Here is a 23,194-nt window from a genome sequence, read left to right as displayed (position 1 = left end):
CTTTTTGTGTTCCCCGTGACCTTTCGTGCGAGGAGGGGGCTTACGCCAAACTCACCGTGGCAGGGTGATGGTCGCGGTCAGCCCTCCGCCGTCGCGATTGGTCAGGGCGATGGTGCCCCCGGCGTCATGCACAATGGCCCGGGCGAGTGCGAGCCCGAGCCCAATTCCGCCCGTTTCGCGGTTGCGCGATTCCTCCAATCGGGTGAACGGGTTGAACACAGCTTCGAGTTTCTCCGGCGGGATGCCGGGGCCGCGATCGCACACTTCGATGGTTACCCGCTGTGCCTCCGGGACCAGGCGCACTTCGGCGCCATCGCCATATTTCACGGCATTCTCGATGAGGTTGCGCACTGCACGGCGCATCAGCGTCGGCCGCAGTCGCATTTTCAGCCGGGGCGGCTCCTCGAATTGCACATCATGGTCGAGGTCGCGGAAATCCTCGACCACCGCATCGACCAGCGCGCCGAGGTCGACGTCCGTGTTGGGCTCGCTCGGTCGACCGAGCCGTGCCAGCGACAGGATGTCGTCCAGCGTGCGGCTCATCTCGTCGACCGTGTCTGCCATGCGGGCACGATCGTCCTCGTCATCGACGGACTCGATCCGCACCCGCAGTGCCTGGAGCGGCGTGCGCAGGTCGTGGCCGATCGCGCCCAGCATCCGATCCTTCTCGTCAAGCATCGTCGTGACCCGCCGGCTCAGCGCGTTGTACGCGGCGATCAGCGCGCGGACGTCACTCGGGCCGCGCTCCCGGAGCGGCGGGGGGTCGTCGCCCGGGCGGAAGGTGCGTGCGGCGTCGGTCAGCGTGCGCAGCGGCCGGGCGATGCGCCCGCCGACCAGCAGCACCGGCACCAGCACGACGACATAGAGGATCAGCGTCTGTGCGATCAGCTGCCAGATCAGGTCGAAATCGGTTCGTGGCCAGGGCGTGGTGAGCGTCAGCCAACCCTTGCCGGGCACTTCGACCGCGACCAGCATCTCGGCTCCCATCCGGCGCAGCCGCTCGGCACGGATCGGGTCGAGCTTGGGATCGAGCAGCCGCTGCGGGCTGACGGGGCGAAGCGCCGCGACGATCGTGCCCGCCTTCAGGCCCGCATCGGCAAGGCCGCGGCGCAGGTCCCGCTCTACATCATTGCGCCGGAAGTGATCCTCGGCTGCGAAGGGATTGTCGGCATGCAGCCGCACATGGGTGCGCGGATCGGACAGGAAGCGGCGCTTCGCTGCCCGCGGCTGGAGCGGCGTTTCCCGCTGGAGCGCGAGCAACCGCTCGGCGGCATCGGCAAGGCGGGTGGTGGCCGGTACGATCACCAAGGCGAAGCGGGCTTTTTGCCGCTCGTGCAGCAGCAGCCCGAAATTGATCGCCTGCGCGACGAACAGCGCAGCGGCGACGAGCAGGGCGATCCGGGCGACGAGGCTCGTCGGCAGAAAGCGCCTCAAAGCCGGGTGACCTCGGCGGCCAGCGTGTAGCCGCCGCCCCACACGGTCTTGATGATCGTTGGGTTCTTCGCGTCCGGCTCGATCTTCTTCCGCAGTCGGCTTATCTGGTTGTCGATCGCACGATCGAAGGCGGCGGCCTCGCGGCCTTGGGTCAGATCGAGCAACTGGTCCCGGGTCAGCACTTGCCGAGGGCGGGTGACGAGCGCGTGGAGCAGGTTGTACTCGCCGGTCGACAGCGGCACCGACACGCCCTCTCGGTCGATCAGCGCCCGCTCACCGGTGCGCAGCACCCAGCCGGCAAAGGCGAAGGAGCCGGATTCCGGTGCGTGCTGCTTTGCGCCGCCCGCCGACCAGCGGCGCAGCACCACCTTGATGCGAGCCGACAATTCGCGCGGGCTGAATGGCTTCACGACATAGTCGTCGGCGCCCATCTCCAGCCCCACGATGCGATCCGTCTCCTCGCTGCGCGCAGTGAGCAGGATGACCGGCGTGTCGCTGGTCTCGCGGATATGGCGGCACAGGCTAAGCCCGTCCTCGCCCGGCATCATGATGTCGAGCACCACCAGGTCGATTGCATAGGCGTTGAGGCGCGCACGCGCGCTCTCGGCATCGCCCGCCTGGGTGATGCGGAAGCCCTGCTTGGTGAGATACTGGGCCAGCGGCTCGCGGATCGATCGTTCGTCGTCGACCAGCAGCAGATGTGGAACCTCGGACATGGTCAACAGCGTAGCGCCTTTATGCGCGGAGGAAAGAGCCGGGCGGGAGGGAGGAGATACGCGGCCTTCGCGGTGAAGCGACAGGGGAGGCGCTTCGGCTTCCGACGGGGACGGCAGCGGAGAAGGCTGCGACGCTCCCGCCCGGCTTCCCTTGCCGCGTCAGTTGCCGTCGGCGGGGGGAGGAGGTGGCGGCATATCGCCCGACGCGCCGCGACGGCCGCGCCAGCCGCCCGGGCCGCCGCTCAGGCGCATCATCCGCTGGGCTGCCGCCTGGCGCTCGGTCGCGTCGATCTTGCCGTCGTGATTGGTGTCCACCCGATCGAACATCTTGCCCGCACGGGCCTGCTCGTCGGCGAGCGTCATGTCCTTGGGCGCGCGGAGCCGACTGCCGCCCATCCGGGCGCGCATCGCCGCGGTGTAGCGTTCGCGCTCCTCAGCGGTGACCTTGCCGTCATGATCGGCATCCATTGCCTTGAAGCGCGTTTCGACCCCGGCGAGCATTTCCGCGCGGGTTACGACACCGTCCTTGTCCTTGTCGGCCATGGCAAGCGGATCCGGCCGGGGGCGCATCGGCGGGCCGTCCTGCGGCGCCTGCTGGCCCGCATGGGCCGCACCGGCGAGCAGCGTCGCGCCGAGTGCGGCAAGCGTGAAACGTTTCAGCATCCGAGACTCCTGCGTGGAAGGGCGGGGTGCCGGGGGCGGGGGCAGACCCCCGACACGACGCCCTTGTCTCCATTGCCTGTCGCACGGGTTTGTCATCGCCTGCACGAAAGTGTCGCAAATTGTCGCGCAGCCTCGCGGTTCGCGCTCGTGCCGCTATTCCGCCGCCGCTGGGGCAACCCGCGGCACCACCTTCCACGCGATCAGCAGCAAGGCGGCGAGAGCAAGAATGGCGGCTACGGCAAAATTGCCCCCGCGAAAGCCATGCTCGGTGCCGAGCGCCAGCGCCTGGCTGAGCAGCAGCGGCCCGAGGATCAGCGCAACGCTGCTCAGCGCGGACATGCCGCCCTGCAGTGCGCCCTGATGGGACGGGTCGGTCAGCCGCGAAAGCAGCGCGTTGATCGACGGGAAAGCGAGGCCCTGAAACGCCGCGAACGGGATGATGACGAACACCATCCACGTTTCGCGCGCGAAACAATAGCAGAGGAAGGCGAGCCCCCCGGCGAGCATGCCGAGCACCACCGTCCGCTCCTCGCCCCAGGCGGCGATGGCGCGCCCGGTGACGAAGGTCTGGACCAGCGCCATGCAGATGCCGGACGCGGCGAGCGACCAGCCGATCATCCGCTCGTCCCAGCCGAGCGCGATCTCCCCGAAAAATGCCCACGTAGCCGGATAGACCATGTGGGCGAGCTGCCAGAGGAAAGCCGCGAGGAGCAGCGGCTTAGCGTTGCCCGCGTCGAACAGCGGGCGGAAGGCGGCGAAGACATGGGCGTCGCGAAGACGGAACGGGCGTCGCCGCTCGGGCGTGATCGTCTCCGGCAGCAGCACCAGGATCCAGAGCGCATTGAGTCCGGCGAGTGCTGCGGCCGCAACGAAGGGTGCGCGCGGGCCCAGACTGGCGAGCAGCCCGCCGATCGCCGGCCCCAGGATGAAGCCGATACCGAACGCCGCGCCCATCATGCCGAAGGTGGCGCCGCGCTTGTCCGGCGGAGTGACGTCCGCCAGCACTGCGTTTGCCGGACCATAGACCGCGCCCGCGATCCCGGCGACGACGCGGCCGACGAACAGCCAGCCGATCGTCGGCGCCGCCGCCATCAGCAGATAGTCGACCGCGAAGGCCGCCATCGAGAACAGGAGCACCGGTCGCCGCCCGACGCTGTCGCCCAGCGAGCCTAGCACCGGCCCCGCGATGAACTGGGCGATGGCGAAAGCGGCGAGCATCCAGCCGCCGATCCGCGCGGCATCGTCCAGGCCGGTCTGCGACAGGGTAAGGATCAGTCGGGGCAGTACCGGCAGGATCACGCCGAAGCCGATCGAGTCGATCAGCACCGCCGCCAAGACGATCGGCACGGCACGATGATGAAACGTCATGGCCCTTTCCCCTTTCCCAAGACGCGGGAGTGTAGAATGGCGGCCCGCATCCCGCCACCATGCTTTCTCGACAAGCCGAATGGCGGCGTCGCCATCGTTCCGGACTTTGCCGGAGGCGCGACGACCAGGGGTGGGGCGTAAGCAATTGCCGGCCCGCGAGATCTGCCGTTCCGTAGCGGCAGGTGTCCGCCCGCGCGCCGATCCGGTTCGGGGGCACTGTGCTTTCTGCGCAACGATCCTATTCAAGTCGCATTTTGCAACTTGAGTTTTGCTTGACGCTGCTGACGCGAAGGCGTGTATTCGAGCCTCGGGTATGGAGCATCAACAAAGCTCCAACCTCGGTGGAGAGGATAGATATGCGGCTACGCCTTATGTCGGCCTGTGCAGTGCCGGCACTCGTGATGGCGCTCGCAGCGCCAGCCCATGCGCAAGAAACGGCTTCGTCACCCCAGGACGCGTCCGACCGGTCGGCCCAGACGGACAACGAGATCATCGTGACCGCCCAGGGGCGTGCCCAAGCACTCTCCGACGTACCCGTGGCGGTATCCGCGGTCAGCGCCGAGATGTTGCAGCAGACCGGCGCCAACGACATCCGCGCGCTGAACCAGATTGCGCCGTCGCTGCTGGTGTCCTCGACGGGCAGCGAAGCCAATGGCTCCGCCCGCATTCGCGGTATCGGCACCGTCGGTGACAATCCCGGCCTCGAAAGCTCGGTCGCGGTGTTCATCGACGGCGTCTACCGCTCGCGTTCCGGCATCGGCCTGAGCGAACTCGGCGATCTCGAGCGGATCGAAGTGCTGCGCGGCCCGCAGGGCACGCTGTTCGGGCGCAATGCTTCAGCGGGCATCATCAACATCGTCTCGAAGATGCCGGAGGCGAACTTCTCCGCCGGCGGCGAGGCGACCTACGGCAATTACGAGACGATCCGGCTGCAGGGCTTCGTCAACGTGCCGCTCAGCACCCATGTTTCGGGCCGTCTGGACGGCGTGTACATGAAGCGCGACGGCTTCTACCGCGACGTGACCAACAATCGCGACGTCAACAATCGCGACCGCTATTTCCTGCGTGGCCAGTTGCTGTTCGAGCCGTCGAACGACCTGCGGGTACGCCTGATCGGCGACTATACGCACCGCAACGAGGATTGCTGCGGCGCCGTCTATGTCGACTCCTCGATCAACCCCTATATCGGCGACCTGAACAACCCGTCGTCGAACAACATCGTGCGCGTGTTGCGGGACATGGGTCAGCCGATGGAGGCGTTCAGCAACCCGTACAGTCGCAACCTCTACATCTCCCGGGGGCGCAGCTATGGCGGCATCACCGAGGATTGGGGCGGTTCGGTCCAGGTCGACTGGACGCTGGGCGACGTGAAGCTCACCTCGATCACCGGCTATCGCAACTATTTCGCCAGCCAGGGTGCCGATACCGACTATAGCGCGATAGACATCCTCTATCGCGCGCCGAATGCCAGCTCCTCGCGAGCATTCGAGACCTTCAGCCAGGAACTGCGGCTGAACGGCACGGCCTTCGACAACAAGCTCGACTGGCTCGTCGGCGGCTATTACGCCAATGAAGACCTGACACTGGTCGACAATCTTCGCTTCGGCAGCCAATATGGCCGCTTCGCCACCTGCCGTATCGTCTCGGGCGGCGCGCTGGCGGCGCTGTACAATCCGGCGGCAGCGGGCTGCCTTGCGGCGCGTCCTGCGGCCTTCGGCGCGGCATCACCGCTGATCTATGCCGCGTTCGACCGGCTGGACGGCATCAACGACCGCGGCACCACCAACGACCTGTTCAAGCAGAACAGCCGCAACTGGGCGCTGTTCACCCACAATATCTTCCACGTTACCAATCGCTTGGACCTGACGGTGGGCCTGCGCTACACCAATGAGCGCAAGCGGCTGAACGCCACGTTCGGCAACGACAACACCGCCTGCGTCGCCAACCAGTCTTCGCTGCTGCCGCTACGCTCGGTCGCCTCGCTGACCGCGGTGGTCGACGCGATCGTCGGCCTGTCGTGCCAGGGCAATTCCACGTCCGAACTCAACGGTGTATCCGTGCGCGACACGCGCAAGGAAGACCAGTTCACCGGCACCGCGATCGTCTCGTACAAGCCGACCGACGACGTCCTGCTCTACGGCAGCTACTCGCGCGGCTACAAGGCGGGCGGCTTCAACCTCGACAAGTCGGCACTCAAGGTACCGATCCTCACCTTCGCGTCGGTCGGCGGTGCCCAGGCGCTGACCGGCAACCTCCAGTTTGCACCGGAGACCAACGACGCGTTCGAACTGGGCCTGAAATATTCGAGCCGCGCGTTCACCCTGAACGTTTCGGCCTTCCGGCAGCAGTTCAAGAACTTCCAGCTGAACACGTTCAACGGGACCGTCTTCCTCGTCCAGAACATCAATGGCTGCACGGCGAGCCTGAACGGCGGCGATCGCGACCAGAGCAAGTTCTCGGCGGCCAGCAACTTCAACGCCGCGGCGTCGACCACCGGCGCCTGCTCGGCCGCGAACACCAGCTACGGCGTGGTCTCCCAGGGCGTCGAACTCGAAGCCTCGCTGGTGCCGGTGCGCGATGTCCGCGTGGGACTGGGCTTCACCTATGCCGATACCCATTATCGCAGCCAGCTCGTCGGCAGCGATACCGGTGCCCCGCTCGACCAGGCGCTGCGCCTGCTGCCGGGGCGGCAGCTCTCCAATGCGCCCGAGACGGTAACCACCGCCTCGATCGCCTGGACGCCGCAGATCGGAAATTCGGGGCTGAGCGGCCTGATCTACTTCGACACCCGCATGACCGGAGACTTTAATACCGGGTCGGACCTGTTCCCGCAGAAGATCCAAGACGGCTTCGCACTGGTCAACGGCCGCATCGGCATCCGTGGCAAGGACGAGCGCTGGGCGATCGAAATCTGGGGGCAGAACCTGTTCAACCAAAACAATGCCCAGGTCGTGTTCAACTCGCCGTTCCAGGAAGGCGCGACCAGCGCGCCCTTCATCGATCCTCAATATCCCGGCGGTCGCCAGATCTTCTCGGCCTATCTCGCCGAGCCGCGGACCTATGGCGTGACGCTGCGTACCCGTTTCTGAAGCCTTTCCTGGGGAGGAAAGCACTGGGCCGGAGGTGAAAGCCTCCGGCCCTATTTTTGTCTGCGCACCCTCCCGCGTTGCCGGTGCAATAAATCGCCGCGCAGGTTTCTCGTTAATCCTTCATTCGTCTAAATGAAGAACGGATTATTCGCGGCATCGATTGCAGGAGATGAGGCATGTCAGTCACCAACCTCTCGGCCATGCCTGCAGATCTCACTGCCGTGGGACCGCTTGCCGTAGCGACGGTAGCGGCAGCGCCCGACGCACCGGACGCGATCGAGGCGATCGTCGCAGCTTCCTCCAGCCGAAGCGCGAAGCTTTCGACCAGCATGACGCAGCTGCTGCTCGAAACGCCCGCAGATACCGGACACAACCGATTGATCTCGTTGAAAGCGCTGTTCCGGCCGAAGCGCTGACGGTGTCAGGCCGACAGCACGCGATCGTCGAACAGGCCGAAGGCTAGCGTGGAAGCGTAGAAGGTCACGGCCCGCTCGCGCGGCATGGTGCTTGCCCACTTCCGCATGTCGAACGCAGCGTTCTGCAGCGCCATCACGGCCTGGCTCGCGACCAGCGGGTCGATCGGGCGGATCGTCCCTTCCGCGATGCCGTCCGACAGCATGCCGGCGAAGCGGCGGGCGATGCGGTTCGAGCGGTCGAGCATCGTGTTGCGCACCGCCACCGGCAGACCCGAAAGTGCCGTGGTGCGCAACAGAGGGCCCCGTTCCGAGAACTGATAGTCGAGCAGCGTGGCGATCGTGCTCTCCAGTCGCTGCCAGTGGCTGCCGGCATGGCGCTCGGCCAATCGCTGCGCATCGACGAGGATGTCGAAGCTGCGCTTGTAGCAGGCGGCCACCAGATCGTCCTTGGCATCGAGGTGATGGTAGAAGCTGCCCTTGGTCACGTTCAGCTCCGAGGCGATCCGCTGCACCGAGGCGCCGCGATAGCCCAGCTCGTTGATCAGTCGCGTAGCGGCGAGCAGGAACGCTTCTCGCCCGGGCTCGGGCTCCTCATGGACCAGATCGAACAGCGCGGGCTCCCAGGCCTGCCCCGGGGCTGCGATGCCGCGGCGAAACACGTCCATCAGTCGCGCCTCGACGCGCGGATATTCGTCGATCTCGTAGCGCGACATCCAGGCGTTGAGCCAGAAACTGTTCTCCAGCAGCACATGCGCCCGGGCACTGCGCAGGTCGGTCTCGGCACGGCTGCCTTCATTGCCCCAAAGACTGCGCGTCTTGCGGAAGACGTTGCGCCAGCCGGTGAGCAGCTTGCCCTTCAGCGGCTCCTCCATCGCGCGCAGATCGGACAGGATTGCGACTGCCTGCTCCTCGCCGCGGCCGATCCGTGCCAGCCGTTCCATGTTGATGGCAAGGAAGCGGGCGACGCGCGCCTCCGGCGTCGGCTCGGCCAGTGCATGGTCGAGAATTCCGTCGAGCCAGGCCAGCGTCTGTTCGAACGCGGCGGCGGCGAGATCCTCCTTGCGCTTGAAATAATAGGTGACCGACGTGGTATTCAGCCCTACGCGCCGCGCAACGTCGGCAAAGGTCATGCCTTTGGCGCTCTGCTCGTTGATCGCGGCGGCGGCGGCGGCGAGGATCGCGTCGCGCTTGGCCTGGAACCGCTTCGTGCTGGTGGTCTCGATCTTGGGCTGCGACGATTGCATGACGCGAGCTTAGCCGTTTCCCGCGCGCGCCAAAACGGTTTTTTGAAGTCCGCGTGTGCTCATTTTGATGCGGAGCGACCCTTTACCGAATATTGGGTACGGTATAGGCTCGACCTGAGAGAACGTCAGGAGAGCGATGCCATGGACTTCACGCTGAATGCGCGCGAGACCCATTTCCGCGATCGGGTGAAGGCCTTTGTTGATGCCGAAATCCGCCCGAGGGAGACTGACTTTCGTGCGGCCGCAGCGACAGCGGATCGCTGGTCGGTCAACCCGGTACTCGAAGCGGTGAAGGCGCGCGCCAAGGCCGCGGGCCTGTGGAACTTCTTCATGCCGCCGCACTCGGGCCAGAGCCATGTCGACGACAGCTTCGTGTTCGAAGGCGAGCAGCTCACCAATCTGGAATATGCCCTGTGCGCCGAGGAAATGGGTCGGGTTGGTTGGGCATCGGAGGTGTTCAATTGCTCCGCGCCGGATACCGGCAACATGGAGGTGCTGCACCGCTACGGCACCCGTGCGCAGAAGGACACATGGCTTGCGCCGCTGATGCGGGGCGAGATCCGCTCCGCCTTCCTCATGACCGAACCCGACGTTGCCTCGTCCGACGCAACCAACATCGAAACGCGGATCGAGCGCGACGGCGACCAGTATGTGATCAACGGCCGGAAATGGTGGTCGTCGGGCGCTGGCGATCCGCGCTGCAAGATCGCGATCCTGATGGGCAAGACGGATTTCAGTGCCGCCAAACATGCCCAGCAGAGCATGATCCTGGTGCCGCTGGACACCCCGGGCGTGACCATCGAGCGGATGCTTTCGGTTTTCGGGTATGATCACGCGCCGCATGGCCATGCCGAAATCCTACTGCGCGACGTGCGCGTGCCGGTGGAGAACCTGCTGCTGGGCGAAGGTCGCGGCTTCGAGATCGCGCAAGGCCGGCTGGGGCCGGGGCGGATCCACCATTGCATGCGCACCATCGGCGTGGCGGAGGAGGCGATCGCCGCCATGGCCAAGCGGCTGGTCTCGCGTGTCGCGTTCGGCAAGCGCATCGCCGATCATTCGATCTGGGAGCAGCGTGTAGCCCGCGCGCGCATCGACATCGAGATGACGCGACTGCTCTGCCTCAAGGCGGCCGACATGATGGACAAGGCGGGCAACAAGGCGGCCCAGCTCGAGATCGCGATGATCAAGGTACAGGCGCCGGCCATGGCGTTGCAGATCCTGGACGACGCGGTCCAGGCGCATGGCGGGGCAGGGGTGAGCGACGATTTCGATCTCGCGCACAATTGGGGCAGCATCCGTACGCTGCGGCTCGCCGATGGACCGGACGAGGTCCATGCCCGCGCCATCGCCCGTGCCGAATTCGGCAAATATGCCGCGCACAAGGGCGACCGGGCCAGTTCCGGCGATCTTGGCGTCAGCCGGTAAGGGGTGCTCATGAAGGCTGCCGTTCTGTTTGAGGCCAATACCCCCCTCCAGATCGAGGAGGTGGAGGTCTCCAGTCCCGGACCGCGCGAGGTGTTGATCCGCACCGCGGCGGTGGGTGTCTGCCGGTCCGACCTCCATTTCGTCGACGGCGCCTTCCCGCACCCGGTGCCGACGGTACCGGGGCATGAAGCTGCGGGGGTCGTGGAAGCGGTCGGCTCGGACGTGGCGCGGTTGCGGCCCGGCGACCATGTCATCACCTTCTTCACGGCCTTTTGCGGTTCGTGCGAGCTGTGCGTGACCGGGCGGCCCTCGCTGTGCGTCGACCCATCGACGCAGCGTCCGGCCGATGCCGAACCGCGGCTGAAGCTGAAGAGCGGCACGCCGCTGGCCCCCTTCCTCAATCTTTCCGCCTTTGCCGAAATGATGCTGGTGCACGAAAATGCGTGCGTCGCGATCAGCAAGGCGATGCCGCTCGATCGCGCCGCGCTGCTCGGCTGCGCGGTCATCACCGGGGCGGGAGCGATCTTCAACGACAGTCGCGTGCGCCCTGGTGAGAGCGTGGCGGTGATCGGTGCCGGGGGCATCGGCCTGGCGGCGGTCAATGCCGCCAGGATTGCCGGCGCCGGGCAGATCATCGCACTCGATCCCGTGGAGGAAAAACGCGCGCTTGCGAGGAAGATGGGCGCCACCCATGTCTTGGATCCGGGGGCGGAAGGAGTCGTGAAGCAGCTGCTCGCCCTGACCGGCGGCGGCGTGCACTATGCAATCGAGGCGGTGGGCCGCCCCGCCACGGCCGAACTCGCCTGGCAGATCTTGCGGCGCGGTGGCACCGCGACGATCCTCGGCATGATCGCGCCGGGCCAGGGCGTCAGCCTGCCCGGCCCCAGCTTCCTCACCGGCAAGAAGATCCAAGGGTCGCTGCTCGGCAGCACGCGCTTCCCGATCGACATGCCGCGGCTCGTCCAGCTCTATCTCGATGGCGTGCTCGATCTGGACACCATGGTCGCCGAACGAATCCGCCTGCCCCAGGTGAACGACGCGCTGGACAAGCTGCGCCAGGGCACGAGCGTCCGCTCCGTGATCGAATTCGCATGAGCGACCTCGACGAAACCCGGCTGGCGACCTGGGCGCAGGCCCATGTGCCCGGATTTGGCGAAGCGGTGACGGTCGCCAAGTTCCCAGGTGGACAAAGCAACCCTACGTACTGCGTTGAAACTGATGCAGGTTATTATGTACTCAGGCGCAAGCCGTTCGGCACGATCCTGCCGTCCGCGCATGCTGTTGAGCGAGAGTATCGGCTGATCGCCGCGCTGCATCCGGCCGGTTTCCCGGTGGCACGTCCCTATGCGCTGTGCGAAGATCGGCAGGTTATCGGTGCCCCGTTCTATCTGATGGAGAAGGTCGAAGGGCGCACGCTGTGGGACGGCGCCTTGCCCGGCATGACTCCGTCGGAGCGAACGGCGATCTACCATGCGATGGTCGATACGCTAGCAGCGCTCCACCGGATCGACCCCGAGACGGTCGGCCTCGGCAACTATGGCAAGCCGGGCAATTACTTCGCCCGCCAGGTCGAGCGCTGGACCCGCCAGTATCGCGCCAGCCAGACGGACAAGTTGCCGGAGGTGGAGGCGCTGGTCGACTTCCTGCCGCGTACCGTGCCGATCCAGACCCGTACCAGCATCGTCCATGGCGATTATCGGATCGACAACATGATCTTCGCCGACGATCGGCCCGAGGTCCTGGCGGTACTCGACTGGGAATTGTCGACGCTGGGCGACCCGCTCGCGGACTTCTCCTATTTCCTGATGAACTGGGTCACCGAGCCGGAGGGCCGGTCAGGCGTCAAGGGTCTGGCGGGACCGGAGACCGGCATTCCGACGATCGAGGACATGGTCGCGCGCTATTGCGCCGCCACCGGTTGCGACGGGGTGCCTGATCTGGACTGGTACTTCGCCTACAACCTCTTCCGCCTCACCGGCATCGTGCAGGGGATCAAGAAGCGGATGATCGACGGCAACGCCTCGAGCGCGCAGGCCGCTGCGACGGTCGAGCGGTTGCCGGGGCTGGCCGCCGCGGCGTGGCATTTCGCGCAAAGGGCAGGTGCATGAGCGACGGCTTCGATTTCACTGGCAAGGTTGCGGTCGTGACCGGCGCCGCCTCGGGCATTGGCCGGGCGACGGTGCGCGCGTTCGCTGCGGCAGGCGCGCAGGTGGTGGCGGCGGACCGCGCAGCCGCGGTGCACGAGACGGTTGTCGGACTTCGCGATACGTTGGCGGTGGAAATGGACGCTGGAGACGAAGGGGACATCCAGCGACTTGTGGAAGCCGCCTGCGACCGCTTCGGCGGCATCGACATTTTCTATGCCAATGCCGGTATCTCGGGCGGAGCGGCGGGAATTTTCGATGCGGACATAGCGCTTTGGACCGAAGTGTTACGGGTCAATCTCATCGGCCCGGCGCTCGCCATCAAGCATGCCGCACCGCACATCGTCCAACGCGGAGGCGGGGCGATCCTGTGTACCGCGAGCGTCGCCGGGCTCCGCTCGGGGGCAGGGGGAACGCCCTATTCGGCATCCAAGGCCGGCGTGATCAATCTGGTGCAGACCGCTGCCCAGCAACTCGCCACATCGTGTGTGCGGGTCAACGCGATTTGCCCGGGCCTGATCGAGACCGGCATGACCCAGCGCGCCTTCGACCATGCTCGCGAGCGCGACAAGGAGGACAAGCTCGGCCAGCTCAACCCGCTTCGCCGCGCGGGCCGGCCTGATGAGATTGCACAGGTGGCGCTGTTCCTCGCCTCCGATGCGGCGAGCTATGTCAACGGCCAAGCGATCGCGGTCGATGGCGGGCTTTCCGCCAGTCACCCGGTGACTCGACAGGAATTCGGCCGCGCGGCCTTCTGATCCGGTGGCCGGGGGCATCGCTTCGGGCTTGTCTTGTCCGTTGCGGAGGGGCAGGATGATAGCGCTATCTTGCGCAGAGCGAGGCCTCGCCCTGTGCAGGATCGGAGAGGAGAATGCGTCCTGCGATCGTTCGGCTGGGCGCGGGAGCGCACGATCCGGATTGACGCCGCAGCCCATGGGATAGTCGTACGCCGTGCCGACAGCAAAGGTCGTCGCTTATTCTGCGACCGTTGATCACATTGGGCACGCATCGCACCGCGCGTTGAGGAAAGTTTAGCGCATGTCCGGTTAGGCTTGGCATATTATTTGTCTGGCCAATATCGTCACTCTTGACAGCGCTGGTGAGATTGGTCAGGCCGATTGCAATGCTCAGCCTAGTAGGGATAGCTCCATGAAGATCACTTCGGCCAAGGTTATCGTGACCTGCCCCGGCCGCAATTTCGTGACCCTGAAGATCCACACCGACCAGGGTGTGTACGGCATCGGCGACGGCACGCTTAACGGCCGCGAGCTTTCCGTGGTCTCCTATCTCCAGGACCATGTTATTCCGTGCCTGATCGGCATGGATCCGCGCCGCATCGAGGATATCTGGCAGTATCTCTATCGCGGTGCCTATTGGCGTCGCGGCCCGGTCACCATGCGCGCGATCGCCGCAGTCGACATGGCGCTCTGGGACATCAAGGGCAAGATGGCCGGCATGCCGGTGTACCAGCTTCTCGGCGGTCGCAGCCGCGACGGCGTGATGGTGTACGGTCATGCCAATGGCAGCGACATCGAGGAGACGGTGGATGCCGTCGGCCAGTATATCGACATGGGCTATAAGGCCATTCGCGCGCAGACCGGCGTGCCGGGCATCAAAGATGCCTATGGCGTCGGCCGCGGCAAACTTTATTACGAGCCCGCCGATGCAGCGCTGCCTTCGGTCACCGGCTGGGATACGCGCAAGTCGCTGAACTATGTGCCGAAGCTGTTCGAGAAGCTTCGTGCGACCTATGGCTTCGACCATCACCTGCTGCATGACGGCCACCACCGCTATACGCCGCAGGAAGCCGCGAACCTCGGCAAGATGCTCGAGCCCTACCAGCTGTTCTGGTTGGAGGACGTGACCCCGGCCGAGAACCAGGAAGCGTTCAAGCTGATCCGCCAGCACACCGTCACCCCGCTGGCGGTGGGCGAGATCTTCAACACGATCTGGGACGCCAAGGACCTGATCCAGAACCAGCTGATCGACTATCTGCGCGCCACCGTGGTCGGCGCCGGCGGCCTGACCCATCTGCGCCGCCTGGCCGATCTCGCCAGCCTCTATCAGATCCGCACCGGCTGCCACGGTGCGACGGACCTGTCGCCGGTGACGATGGGCTGTGCGCTCCACTTCGATACCTGGGTCCCGAACTTCGGCATCCAGGAGTATATGCGTCATTCGGACGAGACCGATGCGGTGTTCCCGCACGACTATCACTTCGACAAGGGCTATCTGTTCTGCGGCGAGGCGCCGGGCCACGGCGTCGACATCGACGAGGATCTGGCGGCGAAATACCCGTACAAGCCGGCCTATCTGCCCGTCGCTCGTCTCGAAGACGGTACGATGTGGAACTGGTGACCTGGCGGGGCGGCCGTGGCGCCGCCCCGATGTCCGCCGGGCGAGGGTCCGGTGCACACAAGAAAAAAGCGGCCGTGGGATACACGGCCGCTTTTTTTCGTCGCACGCGCGAGGCGGAAGCTCAGTCCTTCCACGCCCACCAGAGCTGCGCCGGTGGAATGTTCCACCATTCCATCGCGTGCTCGATATTGTCCCAATGCGGCGTCAGGAAATTCCGGACATTCGGGTTGTACTGGTAGACCAGGAACGCGCCGCCGGGCCGCAGGATGTCCTTGGTCGCCTTGGCGATCGCATCGCCCACGCCGTCGGGCAGAGTCGAGAAGGGCAGGCCTGACGCGATAAAGTCGGCATGCTCGAATCCGTTGTCGCGGACGATCTTCTGCACGTCCGCCGCCGAACCGAGAACCGGAATGAAACGCGGATCGTCGATCGTCTGGCGCAGATAGCGGATGAAATCCGGATTGGTGTCGATCACGATCAGCTTGCCGTTCGGCCCGAGGCGATCGAGAATCGGGCGAGAGAAGGTGCCGACGCCCGGGCCATATTCGACGAACAACCGCGTGTTCGCCCAATCGACCCGATCGAGCATCCGGCGAATCACTCGGCCCGAGGACTGGGCCACGGCGCCGACCATCACCGGGCGCTTCAGAAACTGCTGCAGGAAGAACATCGTCGGCGAGGGCACACCTGCGGGGCGGCTGCGGCGGGCGCTGCGTCGCTTGGCGGTGGCAGTCGAAGGGGGCATGGGCTTCCTTACGAAAATATTACGCGTGAGCTACATCGCCTGCGCAAATTCGGGCGAACATGCAAGCGATCCGCACGCAAAATCATCCCGTTCCTGGCCATACCACAACGCGGCAGGGCGGGAATGTTGCCCCGAAAATCCCCGGAGGTGAGGATAGTCTATGAAAGAGGCGGTGGTAGCGCTACACCCTCGCGCATGACATCGCTCGATAAGCCCCCGGTCGGTACCTCGACGGTGAAGTGGCGTTTCCCCGATATCCACCCCGAAGGCCGCAAATATGTGCTGATCGCCGCCGCGATCGCCGTTGCCAGTCTGTGGGTGTGGGACGTCCTCACCTGGCCGCTCCTGTTCCTGACGCTTGGCGTCGCCGCCTTCTTTCGGGATCCCGTCCGCGTGACGCCGGTGGAGGAGGGCGTTCTCGTCGCCCCCGCCGACGGCCTCGTCACCATGATCCAGCGCGTGCCGCTGCCGCCGGAACTGGCCGGTCCGCATGCTCTCGGCACCGAGCCGATGGTGCGCGTCTCGATCTTCATGAGCGTGTTCGACGTGCACGTGAACCGCACCCCGATCACTGGCACGATCCGCCACGTCATCTATATCTCCGGCAAGTTCCTCAACGCCGATCTCGACAAGGCCAGCGACGAGAATGAGCGCCAGCACATGGTGGTCGAGGACCGTGACGGCTTGCGCATCGGCTTCACCCAGATCGCCGGGCTGGTCGCCCGCCGCATCGTTGCCTTCGTCAAGCCCGGCGACATGGTCGTTGCGGGCCAGCGTATCGGCCTTATTCGCTTCGGCAGTCGCGTCGACGTGTTCCTCCCCGAGGAATATGGCGCGCAGGTGATCCTGGGACAGCGCACCATCGCCGGCGAAACGATCATCGCGCGTCGCAACATCCAGAACGCCACCGGGGTGGCGCAATGAGCGACCGTCGCCCGCGCATGCCGCGCGGGTTGGGGCGCAGGCCGGCGATGCCGCGCGGCATTCCGCTGCGCGCCGTTCTGCCCAATGCCGTCACTGCGCTTGCCTTGTGTTCGGGCTTGACCGGCATCCGCTTTGCCATCCTGGGCAACTGGGAGGCGGCGGTGCTGATGGTGCTCGCCGCTGCCGTACTTGATGGCATCGACGGTCGCATTGCGCGACTGGTACGTGCCGAGAGCCGCTTCGGCGCGGAACTGGACAGCCTGTCCGACGCGATTTCGTTCGGCGTCGCGCCGGCACTAATCCTGTACCTCTGGTCGCTGCAGGCGCTCGGACGCTTCGGCTGGCTGGTCGCCCTACTCCACGCGCTGTTCTGCGCATTGCGGCTCGCACGATTCAATGCCCAGATCGATCTTGTCGAGCAGCCACACAAGTCCGCCGGCTTCCTCACCGGCGTGCCCGCTCCCGCGGGGGCCGCGCTGGCGCTGACGCCGCTCTATCTCTGGCTGTGGACCGGCGAGGCACTGACCCGCGCGCCCGTCGTCATCGCCGTCTGGACCGTACTGATTGCGATCCTGATGGTATCGAGCGTCGCCACGTTCGGCCCGAAGATCCGGCTGCGCCAGAACGTCCGTTTCGAGGCGATCGCCGTGCTGGTGGCACTTGCCGCCGCCCTCGTCTCGGCACCCTGGACGACTCTGGCGATCGTGGCGATCGCCTATCTCGTCAGCATTCCCTTCAGCATCCGCTCCTATCGCCGGATCAGGCGACTGCGCGCTGCGGACGGAGGCGCGGCATCCGGGCCGGAACCGATCGTACCCTGACGCGCGACAGGCGCGGCGAGGGGGCAGGAAGCGCTACCGGCCGCGCCATGCCGAACAGTTCGGCGAAGCGATGCAGCTGTGGATGAATGCTTGCATAGATCGTCCAGCATGCCGCCACGAAGGACGAGCCGAACAGAAAAAAGACAGCGAATCCAGTCATTACCCGGCTCCTGATCTTCAACGCTGATCCCCCGGAACCCATGATCCTCGAACCGTCGAGAGTCCTGCCTGTTCCATCAGTCGCGTTCTGATCGCTGTATGTTCCATTCCTGTTCTGTCGTCAAGCGATGTTCCATCAATGTTCCAGCTTGTGTCTGGGGCAAAGATCAACTAAGCGGCCCGCCTCAACCCCGCATGGGAAGCGTCATAACCCGGTGTCCGGCGCAATTCGGATTCCTGCTTCCCAGAGGATCAACCGGAAGGAGTTATCCCTATGGCGGCACCCGTCGTCACCATGCAGCAGCTGCTCGAATCGGGCGCACACTTCGGTCACCAGACCCATCGCTGGAACCCGAAGATGAAGCCCTACATCTTCGGTGAGCGCAACGGCGTTCACATCATCGACCTGTCGCAGACCGTTCCGCTCTTCGCCCGCGCGCTCGAGTTCGTCAGCTCCACCGTCGCCGCCGGCGGCAAGGTGCTGTTCGTCGGCACCAAGCGCCAGGCGCAGGAGCCGATCGCCGAGGCCGCGCGTCGTGCGGGCCAGCACTTCGTCAACCACCGCTGGCTGGGCGGCATGCTCACCAACTGGAAGACCATCAGCAACTCGATCAAGCGCCTCAAGACGCTCGAGGAGCAGCTGTCGGGCGACACGCACGGCCTCACCAAGAAGGAAGTGCTGCAGCTTACCCGTGAGCGTGACAAGCTCGAGCTCTCGCTCGGCGGCATCCGCGACATGGGCGGCATCCCCGACATCATGTTCGTGATCGACGCGAACAAGGAAGAGCTGGCGATCAAGGAAGCCAACACCCTTGGCATCCCCGTCGTCGCCGTGCTCGATTCGAACGTTTCGCCGGACGGCATCGCGTTCCCGGTTCCGGGCAACGACGACGCCAGCCGCGCCATCCGCCTGTACTGCGAAGCCATCGCCATCGCCGCGACCCGCGGCGGCCGTGAGGCGCTGATGCAGCAGGGCTATGACTTCGGTGCTGCCGAGCAGCCGCCGGTCGAGGAAGCCGTCGAAGGCTGATCGCCCGCGTCATCGAACCGTAATCGGGGCGGGGCAGGGCGACACGCACTGCTCCGCCCGACTTTTAACTGAGGAATAGAGACATGGCCGAGATCACCGCAGCCGCCGTCAAGGAACTCCGCGAAAAGAGCGGCGCCGGCATGATGGATTGCAAGAAGGCGCTCTCCGAGACCAATGGCGACATGGAAGCCGCTGCCGACTGGCTGCGCGCCAAGGGCCTCGCTGCTGCCGCCAAGAAGTCGAGCCGCACCGCTGCCGAGGGCCTGGTGGGCCTGGCAGTCGCCGGCACCAAGGGTGTCGCCGTCGAGGTGAACTCGCAGACCGACTTCGTCGCCAAGAACGAGATCTTCCAGAACTTCGTTCGCGAGACCACCGCGCTGGCGCTGGAAGCCGGCGACGACATCGCGACCATCAAGGGCGCGAAGATGGAGTCGGGCCAGACCGTCGACGAGACGCTGACCGCCAACATCGCCACCATCGGCGAGAACCAGGTGCTGCGTCGCGCCAAGAAGGTCGAAGTCGCCAAGGGTGCGGTGATCCCGTACGTGCACAACGCGGCGGCCCCGGGCCTCGGTAAGATCGGCGTGCTTGTCGCGCTCGAATCCGAAGCCGGTGTCGACGTGCTCGAGCCGCTCGGCAAGCAGCTGGCGATGCACATCGCCGCGGCCTTCCCGCTGGCGCTCGACGAGAGCGGCCTGGACCAGGACGTGCTCGCCCGTGAGCGTGCGATCGCGGCCGAAAAGGCTTCCGAGAGCGGCAAGCCGGCCGAGATCATCGAGAAGATGGTCGACGGCGCGGTGAAGAAGTTCGCCAAGGAGAACGCCCTGCTCAGCCAGCTGTTCGTGATGGACGGCAAGACCCCGGTATCGGACGTCATCGCCAAGGCGGCGAAGGACTCGGGTTCGGCGATCGTGCTGAAGGACTATGTCCGCTTCCAGCTCGGCGAAGGCATCGAGAAGGAAGAGAGCGACTTCGCTGCCGAAGTGGCGGCGACCGCCGGGCTCACCAAGTAATCAGGCGCGCCGGGGCAGGCCGTTTCGACGGCGTTTCCCCGGCATCCCCGCTTGTTCGCGCGGCGCGGCTCCTCTAGGGTCCGCGCCGCTTCGCTGTCCGCTCCACAGACTTTCAGGATTATCATGACCGCACCGACCTTCCGCCGCATTCTTCTCAAGCTGTCGGGGGAGGTCCTGATGGGCCAGGGCCAGTTCGGCATCGATCCGGAAACCTGCGAGCGCGTCGCGCTCGAGGTGAAGGAGGCCAAGGAAAGCGGCCTCGAAATCTGCATGACGGTGGGCGGCGGCAACATCTTCCGCGGCATCGCCGGCGCAGCCCAGGGCTTCGACCGCGCGAGCGCCGATTATATGGGCATGCTCGCCACCGTGATGAACGCGCTGGCGATGCAGAATGCGTTGGAGAAGGTGGGCGTCGAGACCCGCGTCCAGTCCGCCATCCCGATGGCCAGCGTGTGCGAGCCCTATATCCGCCGCCGCGCCGAGCGGCATATGGAGAAGGGCCGCGTCGTGCTGTTCGCGGCCGGCACCGGCCTGCCGTTCTTCACCACCGACACCACCGCCGCGCTCCGCGCCGCCGAGATGAAGTGCGATGCGCTGTTCAAGGGTACCTCGGTCGACGGCGTGTACGACGCCGATCCCAAGAAGGTGCCGACCGCGACCCGCTACGAGACGCTCAGCTACGACCGCGTCCTTGCCGACAATCTGAAGGTGATGGATGCGTCCGCCGTCGCGCTGTGCCGCGACAACCATATCCCGATCGTGGTGTTCAACATCCGCGGCGAGGGCAACCTCGCCTCGGTGCTCCGGGGCGAGGGGACTTCCACCATCGTCCAGGACGCGAACGCCGCGTAACCCAACGACCCCAAGTTTCAAGGAAAGCCGAAAATGGCCGCTTACGACAAGGCAGATCTCGAGCGCCGCATGGCCGGTGCCGTGGAATCGCTCAAGCACGATCTCGTCGGTCTGCGCACCGGCCGCGCGTCGACCACGCTGCTCGATCCGGTGACGGTCGAGGTCTATGGTTCGCACATGCCGATCACCCAGGTGGCGACCGTCTCGGCGCCCGAGCCGCGCATGCTCTCGGTGCAGGTGTGGGACAAGTCGAACGTCGGCCCCGTCGACAAGGCGATCCGCTCGGCCGGCCTCGGCCTCAATCCGATCGTCGACGGCCAGACGCTGCGCCTGCCGATCCCCGACCTGACCGAGGAGCGCCGCAAGGAACTCGCCAAGCTCGCCAACCAATATGCGGAGAAGGCCCGCATCGCCGCGCGCAACGTGCGCCGCGACGGCATGGACAGCCTGAAGACCGACGAGAAGAAGGGCGTGTTCGGCGAGGACGAGCGCAAGCGCCACGAAACCGAAGTCCAGAAGCTGACCGATGCGACCATCGCCGATATCGACGCGGCGGCGGCGGCGAAGGAAAAGGAAATCCTGGGCAAGTGATCCGCGCCGGGGGGTCTGGTGCGGCCGAAAGGGCAGGGCGCGGTGGCCGTTAAGCTGGCCTCCGCGTCGGGCGGCGAGGCGCCGCCGCCCCGTCATGTCGCGATCATCATGGACGGCAATGGGCGCTGGGCGAAGAAGCGGCTGCTGCCGCGCATCGCCGGCCATCGCCAGGGCGTGGAGGCGGTACGCCGCGTCGCGCGTGCGGCGCGCACGCTCGGCATCGAGGTGCTGACGCTCTACGCCTTCTCGTCCGAGAACTGGCGGCGGCCCGAGGAAGAAGTCGGCGCGCTGATGGGGTTGCTGCGGCAGTTCCTCGCCAGCGAGCTGGACGAACTGATCTCTGAAGGCGTGAAGCTGAAGGTGATCGGTGACTGGCACCAGCTCTCGCCGGACCTGGTCGCGATGATCGACGGAGCCATCGCCCGCACCGCCGGCAACCCCGGCCCGACGCTGGCGATCGCGCTCAACTACGGCGCGCAGGCCGAGATCCTCGCGGCGACGCGGCGCATTGCCGAGCAGGTGCGCAACGGCACGCTCGATCCCGCCGCGATCGACGAGGCGCGGTTCGATAGCGAGCTGGAGACGGCGGGGCTGCCGCCGCTCGACCTGCTGATCCGCACCTCGGGTGAGCAGCGGCTTTCCAACTTCCTGCTGTGGCAGGCCGCCTATGCCGAGCTGTTGTTCGTCGACACGCTCTGGCCCGATTTCGACGAGCGGGCGCTCGCCGACGCGCTGGCCCAGTTCGGGCGGCGCCAGCGCCGTTTCGGAGGGTTGTGAGCAAGAATTCGGATCTGCCGAAACGCGCCGTCGTCGGGCTTGCGCTGGTCGGGCTGGCGCTGGCTGCACTATGGGCAGGCGGCTGGGGCTTCTGGCTGGTCGTGACCGTCATGGCCGTGCTGATGATCGGCGAATGGGCGCTGCTGGCCGGCGACACGTCGAAGCGCCGCCTCTCGCAACATGTGCTGATGGTCCCGCTGGCGATTCTCAGTCCGGCAGCCGCCGGCCCGGGGTTCCTGGCGCTCGGTCTGGTGTTCGGGGCCTTTTTCTTCATCGCGGTCGTGACGCGCAATGCGAAGCTCGCAGGCGGCCAGGTCTATGTCGGGCTGCCGGTGCTGGCGCTGTTGCTGCTGCGGGAGCATCCCCAGGGCTTCGCCGCCACCTTGTGGGCGATGGCGATCGTCTGGGTGTGCGACAGCGGTGCCTATTTCGCCGGGCGGGCGATCGGCGGACCGAAGCTGGCGCCGTCGATCAGCCCCAACAAGACCTGGGCAGGCTTTGTCGGCGGGCTCGTCGCGGCAGTGCTGTTCTCGGCGGCATTCGCGGCGCTGGCGCCGGGCGAGGCGATCGGCTGGTGGCTGGTGCTCGTCTCGCCGGTCGTGGCCGTCGCGTCGCAGATCGGCGACCTGTACGAGAGCCACCTGAAGCGGGTGGCCGGCGTCAAGGATTCCGGCACGCTGCTGCCGGGCCATGGCGGCATTCTCGATCGGCTGGACGGGCTGGTCTTTGCGGCGCCGGTAGCGGCGCTGTGCTTTGCGATCCATCATCAGATGGTCTTGGGAGGTTTCTGGTGGTGAAGCGCGTCACGGTTCTGGGCGCGACCGGATCGGTCGGCACGTCGACGCTCGACCTGATCGAGCGCAATCCGCAGGCGTTCGAGGTCGTCGCGCTGACCGCCAATGGCGATGTCGAGAAGCTCGCCGCCGCGGCGATCCGCACGCGTGCCCGCTTCGCGGTGGTGGCGAACGAGACGTGCCTGCCGGCACTGCGGGAACGGCTGGCCGGCACCGGCGTCGAGGCGCTGGGCGGCGCCCATGCGGTCTGCGACGTGGCGCGGATGGGCGCCGACTGGACGATGGCCGCGATCGTCGGCTCGGCCGGGTTGAAACCCGTGATGGCGGCGCTGGAAGGTGGCGGCACCGTCGCGCTGGCGAACAAGGAATCGCTGGTCTCCGCGGGCGACGTGATGATGGCGGCAGCGCGGACCCACGGCGCGACGCTGCTTCCGGTCGATTCGGAGCATAATGCCGTGTTCCAGTGCCTCGACCGTACCGCGCCCAAGGGCGTGCGCCGGATCATCCTCACCGCCAGCGGCGGTCCGTTCCGCGCGACGCCCAAGGAGGCGATGCGCGACATCACCCCCGCCCAGGCCGTGGCGCATCCCAACTGGTCGATGGGCGCCAAGATCTCGGTCGATTCGGCGAC

At 66.0% G+C, this 23,194-nt stretch carries 21 protein-coding genes and 1 pseudogene; 16 read left to right on the top strand and 6 right to left on the bottom strand.

Annotated elements, in window-relative coordinates:
- Positions 1–51: 51 nt before the first annotated feature.
- The 4 genes from KK7_RS0110325 to KK7_RS0110310 all read right to left on the bottom strand — a co-directional run bounded on the left by KK7_RS0110325 (position 52) and on the right by KK7_RS0110310 (position 4,181).
- Entirely contained in the window at positions 52–1,434 is a 1,383-nt protein-coding gene (locus tag KK7_RS0110325; protein WP_010544573.1) for a sensor histidine kinase, read from the bottom strand.
- The gene (locus KK7_RS0110320; RefSeq protein ID WP_029623169.1) at positions 1,431–2,150 is read right to left on the bottom strand and encodes a response regulator; all 720 of its coding nucleotides are present in this window, start codon (positions 2,148–2,150) and stop codon (positions 1,431–1,433) included. The genes KK7_RS0110325 and KK7_RS0110320 overlap by 4 nt, the downstream gene beginning before the upstream one ends.
- A 159-nt stretch (positions 2,151–2,309) precedes the next feature.
- Positions 2,310–2,813: an EF-hand domain-containing protein gene (locus KK7_RS0110315; RefSeq protein WP_010544571.1), complete on the bottom strand. Its 504-nt coding sequence runs from the start codon at positions 2,811–2,813 to the stop codon at positions 2,310–2,312.
- 153 nt (positions 2,814–2,966) lie between these two features.
- Positions 2,967–4,181 carry an MFS transporter gene (locus tag KK7_RS0110310; protein WP_010544570.1) on the bottom strand — a complete coding sequence of 405 codons (1,215 nt, stop codon included), beginning with the start codon at positions 4,179–4,181 and terminating at the stop codon, positions 2,967–2,969.
- A 356-nt stretch (positions 4,182–4,537) separates the two neighbouring features.
- On the opposite strand from KK7_RS0110310, the gene KK7_RS0110305 reads away from it, so the two are divergent.
- Entirely contained in the window at positions 4,538–7,270 is a 2,733-nt protein-coding gene (locus tag KK7_RS0110305) for a TonB-dependent receptor (RefSeq protein WP_029623167.1), read from the top strand.
- A 176-nt stretch (positions 7,271–7,446) separates the two neighbouring features.
- Entirely contained in the window at positions 7,447–7,686 is a 240-nt protein-coding gene (locus tag KK7_RS0110300; RefSeq protein ID WP_010544568.1) for a hypothetical protein, read from the top strand.
- A gap of 5 nt (positions 7,687–7,691) precedes the next feature.
- Here the strand turns inward: KK7_RS0110300 and KK7_RS0110295 are convergent, their stop codons facing one another.
- Complete coding sequence (locus KK7_RS0110295; RefSeq protein WP_010544567.1) at positions 7,692–8,930, bottom strand: TetR/AcrR family transcriptional regulator; 1,239 nt, start codon at positions 8,928–8,930, stop codon at positions 7,692–7,694.
- A gap of 141 nt (positions 8,931–9,071) precedes the next feature.
- Here KK7_RS0110295 and KK7_RS0110290 point away from each other — a divergent pair, with 141 nt between their 5' ends.
- The 5 genes from KK7_RS0110290 (at position 9,072) to manD (ending at position 14,857) form a co-directional block, all read left to right on the top strand.
- Positions 9,072–10,355, top strand: a complete 1,284-nt coding sequence (locus KK7_RS0110290) for an acyl-CoA dehydrogenase family protein (protein WP_010544566.1) — start codon at positions 9,072–9,074, stop codon at positions 10,353–10,355.
- A 9-nt stretch (positions 10,356–10,364) separates the two neighbouring features.
- Complete coding sequence (locus KK7_RS0110285) at positions 10,365–11,450, top strand: Zn-dependent alcohol dehydrogenase (RefSeq protein WP_010544565.1); 1,086 nt, start codon at positions 10,365–10,367, stop codon at positions 11,448–11,450.
- Positions 11,447–12,463 (top strand): phosphotransferase family protein, encoded by a 1,017-nt coding sequence (locus tag KK7_RS0110280; RefSeq protein WP_010544564.1) that lies wholly within the window; start codon positions 11,447–11,449, stop codon positions 12,461–12,463. Before KK7_RS0110285 ends, KK7_RS0110280 begins: the two co-directional genes overlap by 4 nt.
- Positions 12,460–13,257 (top strand): SDR family NAD(P)-dependent oxidoreductase, encoded by a 798-nt coding sequence (locus tag KK7_RS0110275; protein ID WP_010544563.1) that lies wholly within the window; start codon positions 12,460–12,462, stop codon positions 13,255–13,257. Before KK7_RS0110280 ends, KK7_RS0110275 begins: the two co-directional genes overlap by 4 nt.
- Positions 13,258–13,648: 391 nt before the next feature.
- The gene (manD, locus tag KK7_RS0110270) at positions 13,649–14,857 is read left to right on the top strand and encodes a D-mannonate dehydratase ManD (protein WP_010544562.1); all 1,209 of its coding nucleotides are present in this window, start codon (positions 13,649–13,651) and stop codon (positions 14,855–14,857) included.
- A gap of 121 nt (positions 14,858–14,978) precedes the next feature.
- On the opposite strand, the gene KK7_RS0110265 is transcribed toward manD, so the two are convergent.
- Positions 14,979–15,602, bottom strand: a complete 624-nt coding sequence (locus KK7_RS0110265; protein ID WP_010544561.1) for a class I SAM-dependent methyltransferase — start codon at positions 15,600–15,602, stop codon at positions 14,979–14,981.
- A 195-nt stretch (positions 15,603–15,797) separates the two neighbouring features.
- Here KK7_RS0110265 and KK7_RS0110260 point away from each other — a divergent pair, with 195 nt between their 5' ends.
- The 9 genes and pseudogenes from KK7_RS0110260 to KK7_RS0110220 form a co-directional block, all read left to right on the top strand.
- Entirely contained in the window at positions 15,798–16,526 is a 729-nt protein-coding gene (locus KK7_RS0110260) for a phosphatidylserine decarboxylase (protein WP_010544560.1), read from the top strand.
- The gene (gene pssA / locus KK7_RS0110255) at positions 16,523–17,347 is read left to right on the top strand and encodes a CDP-diacylglycerol--serine O-phosphatidyltransferase (protein WP_051121302.1); all 825 of its coding nucleotides are present in this window, start codon (positions 16,523–16,525) and stop codon (positions 17,345–17,347) included. Before KK7_RS0110260 ends, pssA begins: the two co-directional genes overlap by 4 nt.
- A 433-nt stretch (positions 17,348–17,780) precedes the next feature.
- Positions 17,781–18,536, top strand: a complete 756-nt coding sequence (gene rpsB, locus KK7_RS0110250; protein ID WP_010544558.1) for a 30S ribosomal protein S2 — start codon at positions 17,781–17,783, stop codon at positions 18,534–18,536.
- 83 nt (positions 18,537–18,619) lie between these two features.
- The gene (gene tsf, locus KK7_RS0110245) at positions 18,620–19,549 is read left to right on the top strand and encodes a translation elongation factor Ts (RefSeq protein WP_010544557.1); all 930 of its coding nucleotides are present in this window, start codon (positions 18,620–18,622) and stop codon (positions 19,547–19,549) included.
- Positions 19,550–19,672: 123 nt separating this feature from the next.
- Entirely contained in the window at positions 19,673–20,401 is a 729-nt protein-coding gene (pyrH, locus tag KK7_RS0110240; RefSeq protein WP_010544556.1) for a UMP kinase, read from the top strand.
- A gap of 33 nt (positions 20,402–20,434) precedes the next feature.
- A complete protein-coding gene (gene frr / locus KK7_RS0110235; RefSeq protein WP_010544555.1) occupies positions 20,435–20,992 on the top strand; it encodes a ribosome recycling factor in 558 nt (185 codons plus the stop codon).
- Between the two features lie 108 nt (positions 20,993–21,100).
- A complete protein-coding gene (uppS, locus tag KK7_RS0110230; protein ID WP_051121304.1) occupies positions 21,101–21,769 on the top strand; it encodes a polyprenyl diphosphate synthase in 669 nt (222 codons plus the stop codon).
- Positions 21,766–22,566, top strand: a complete 801-nt coding sequence (locus KK7_RS0110225; protein ID WP_010544553.1) for a phosphatidate cytidylyltransferase — start codon at positions 21,766–21,768, stop codon at positions 22,564–22,566. Before uppS ends, KK7_RS0110225 begins: the two co-directional genes overlap by 4 nt.
- Positions 22,563–23,194: pseudogene (locus KK7_RS0110220) on the top strand (1-deoxy-D-xylulose-5-phosphate reductoisomerase); the annotation flags it as partial. The gene KK7_RS0110225 and the pseudogene KK7_RS0110220, both read left to right, overlap by 4 nt.

This window comes from Sphingomonas elodea ATCC 31461, from assembly GCF_000226955.1.
GTDB lineage: Bacteria > Pseudomonadota > Alphaproteobacteria > Sphingomonadales > Sphingomonadaceae > Sphingomonas > Sphingomonas elodea.
The sequence above is the reverse complement of the archived record's forward strand: the minus strand, read 5'-3'. Positions and strand labels throughout refer to the sequence as shown.

Coding starts and splice junctions, on each gene's coding strand:
- KK7_RS0110320 (WP_029623169.1), bottom strand. CDS start 2,150: ATGTCCGAGGTTCCACATCTGCTGCTGGTCGACGACGAACGATCGATC.
- KK7_RS0110315 (WP_010544571.1), bottom strand. CDS start 2,813: ATGCTGAAACGTTTCACGCTTGCCGCACTCGGCGCGACGCTGCTCGCC.
- KK7_RS0110310 (WP_010544570.1), bottom strand. CDS start 4,181: ATGACGTTTCATCATCGTGCCGTGCCGATCGTCTTGGCGGCGGTGCTG.
- KK7_RS0110305 (WP_029623167.1), top strand. CDS start 4,538: ATGCGGCTACGCCTTATGTCGGCCTGTGCAGTGCCGGCACTCGTGATG.
- KK7_RS0110300 (WP_010544568.1), top strand. CDS start 7,447: ATGTCAGTCACCAACCTCTCGGCCATGCCTGCAGATCTCACTGCCGTG.
- KK7_RS0110295 (WP_010544567.1), bottom strand. CDS start 8,930: ATGCAATCGTCGCAGCCCAAGATCGAGACCACCAGCACGAAGCGGTTC.
- KK7_RS0110290 (WP_010544566.1), top strand. CDS start 9,072: ATGGACTTCACGCTGAATGCGCGCGAGACCCATTTCCGCGATCGGGTG.
- KK7_RS0110285 (WP_010544565.1), top strand. CDS start 10,365: ATGAAGGCTGCCGTTCTGTTTGAGGCCAATACCCCCCTCCAGATCGAG.
- KK7_RS0110280 (WP_010544564.1), top strand. CDS start 11,447: ATGAGCGACCTCGACGAAACCCGGCTGGCGACCTGGGCGCAGGCCCAT.
- KK7_RS0110275 (WP_010544563.1), top strand. CDS start 12,460: ATGAGCGACGGCTTCGATTTCACTGGCAAGGTTGCGGTCGTGACCGGC.
- manD (WP_010544562.1), top strand. CDS start 13,649: ATGAAGATCACTTCGGCCAAGGTTATCGTGACCTGCCCCGGCCGCAAT.
- KK7_RS0110265 (WP_010544561.1), bottom strand. CDS start 15,602: ATGCCCCCTTCGACTGCCACCGCCAAGCGACGCAGCGCCCGCCGCAGC.
- KK7_RS0110260 (WP_010544560.1), top strand. CDS start 15,798: ATGACATCGCTCGATAAGCCCCCGGTCGGTACCTCGACGGTGAAGTGG.
- pssA (WP_051121302.1), top strand. CDS start 16,523: ATGAGCGACCGTCGCCCGCGCATGCCGCGCGGGTTGGGGCGCAGGCCG.
- rpsB (WP_010544558.1), top strand. CDS start 17,781: ATGGCGGCACCCGTCGTCACCATGCAGCAGCTGCTCGAATCGGGCGCA.
- tsf (WP_010544557.1), top strand. CDS start 18,620: ATGGCCGAGATCACCGCAGCCGCCGTCAAGGAACTCCGCGAAAAGAGC.
- pyrH (WP_010544556.1), top strand. CDS start 19,673: ATGACCGCACCGACCTTCCGCCGCATTCTTCTCAAGCTGTCGGGGGAG.
- frr (WP_010544555.1), top strand. CDS start 20,435: ATGGCCGCTTACGACAAGGCAGATCTCGAGCGCCGCATGGCCGGTGCC.
- uppS (WP_051121304.1), top strand. CDS start 21,101: ATGGACGGCAATGGGCGCTGGGCGAAGAAGCGGCTGCTGCCGCGCATC.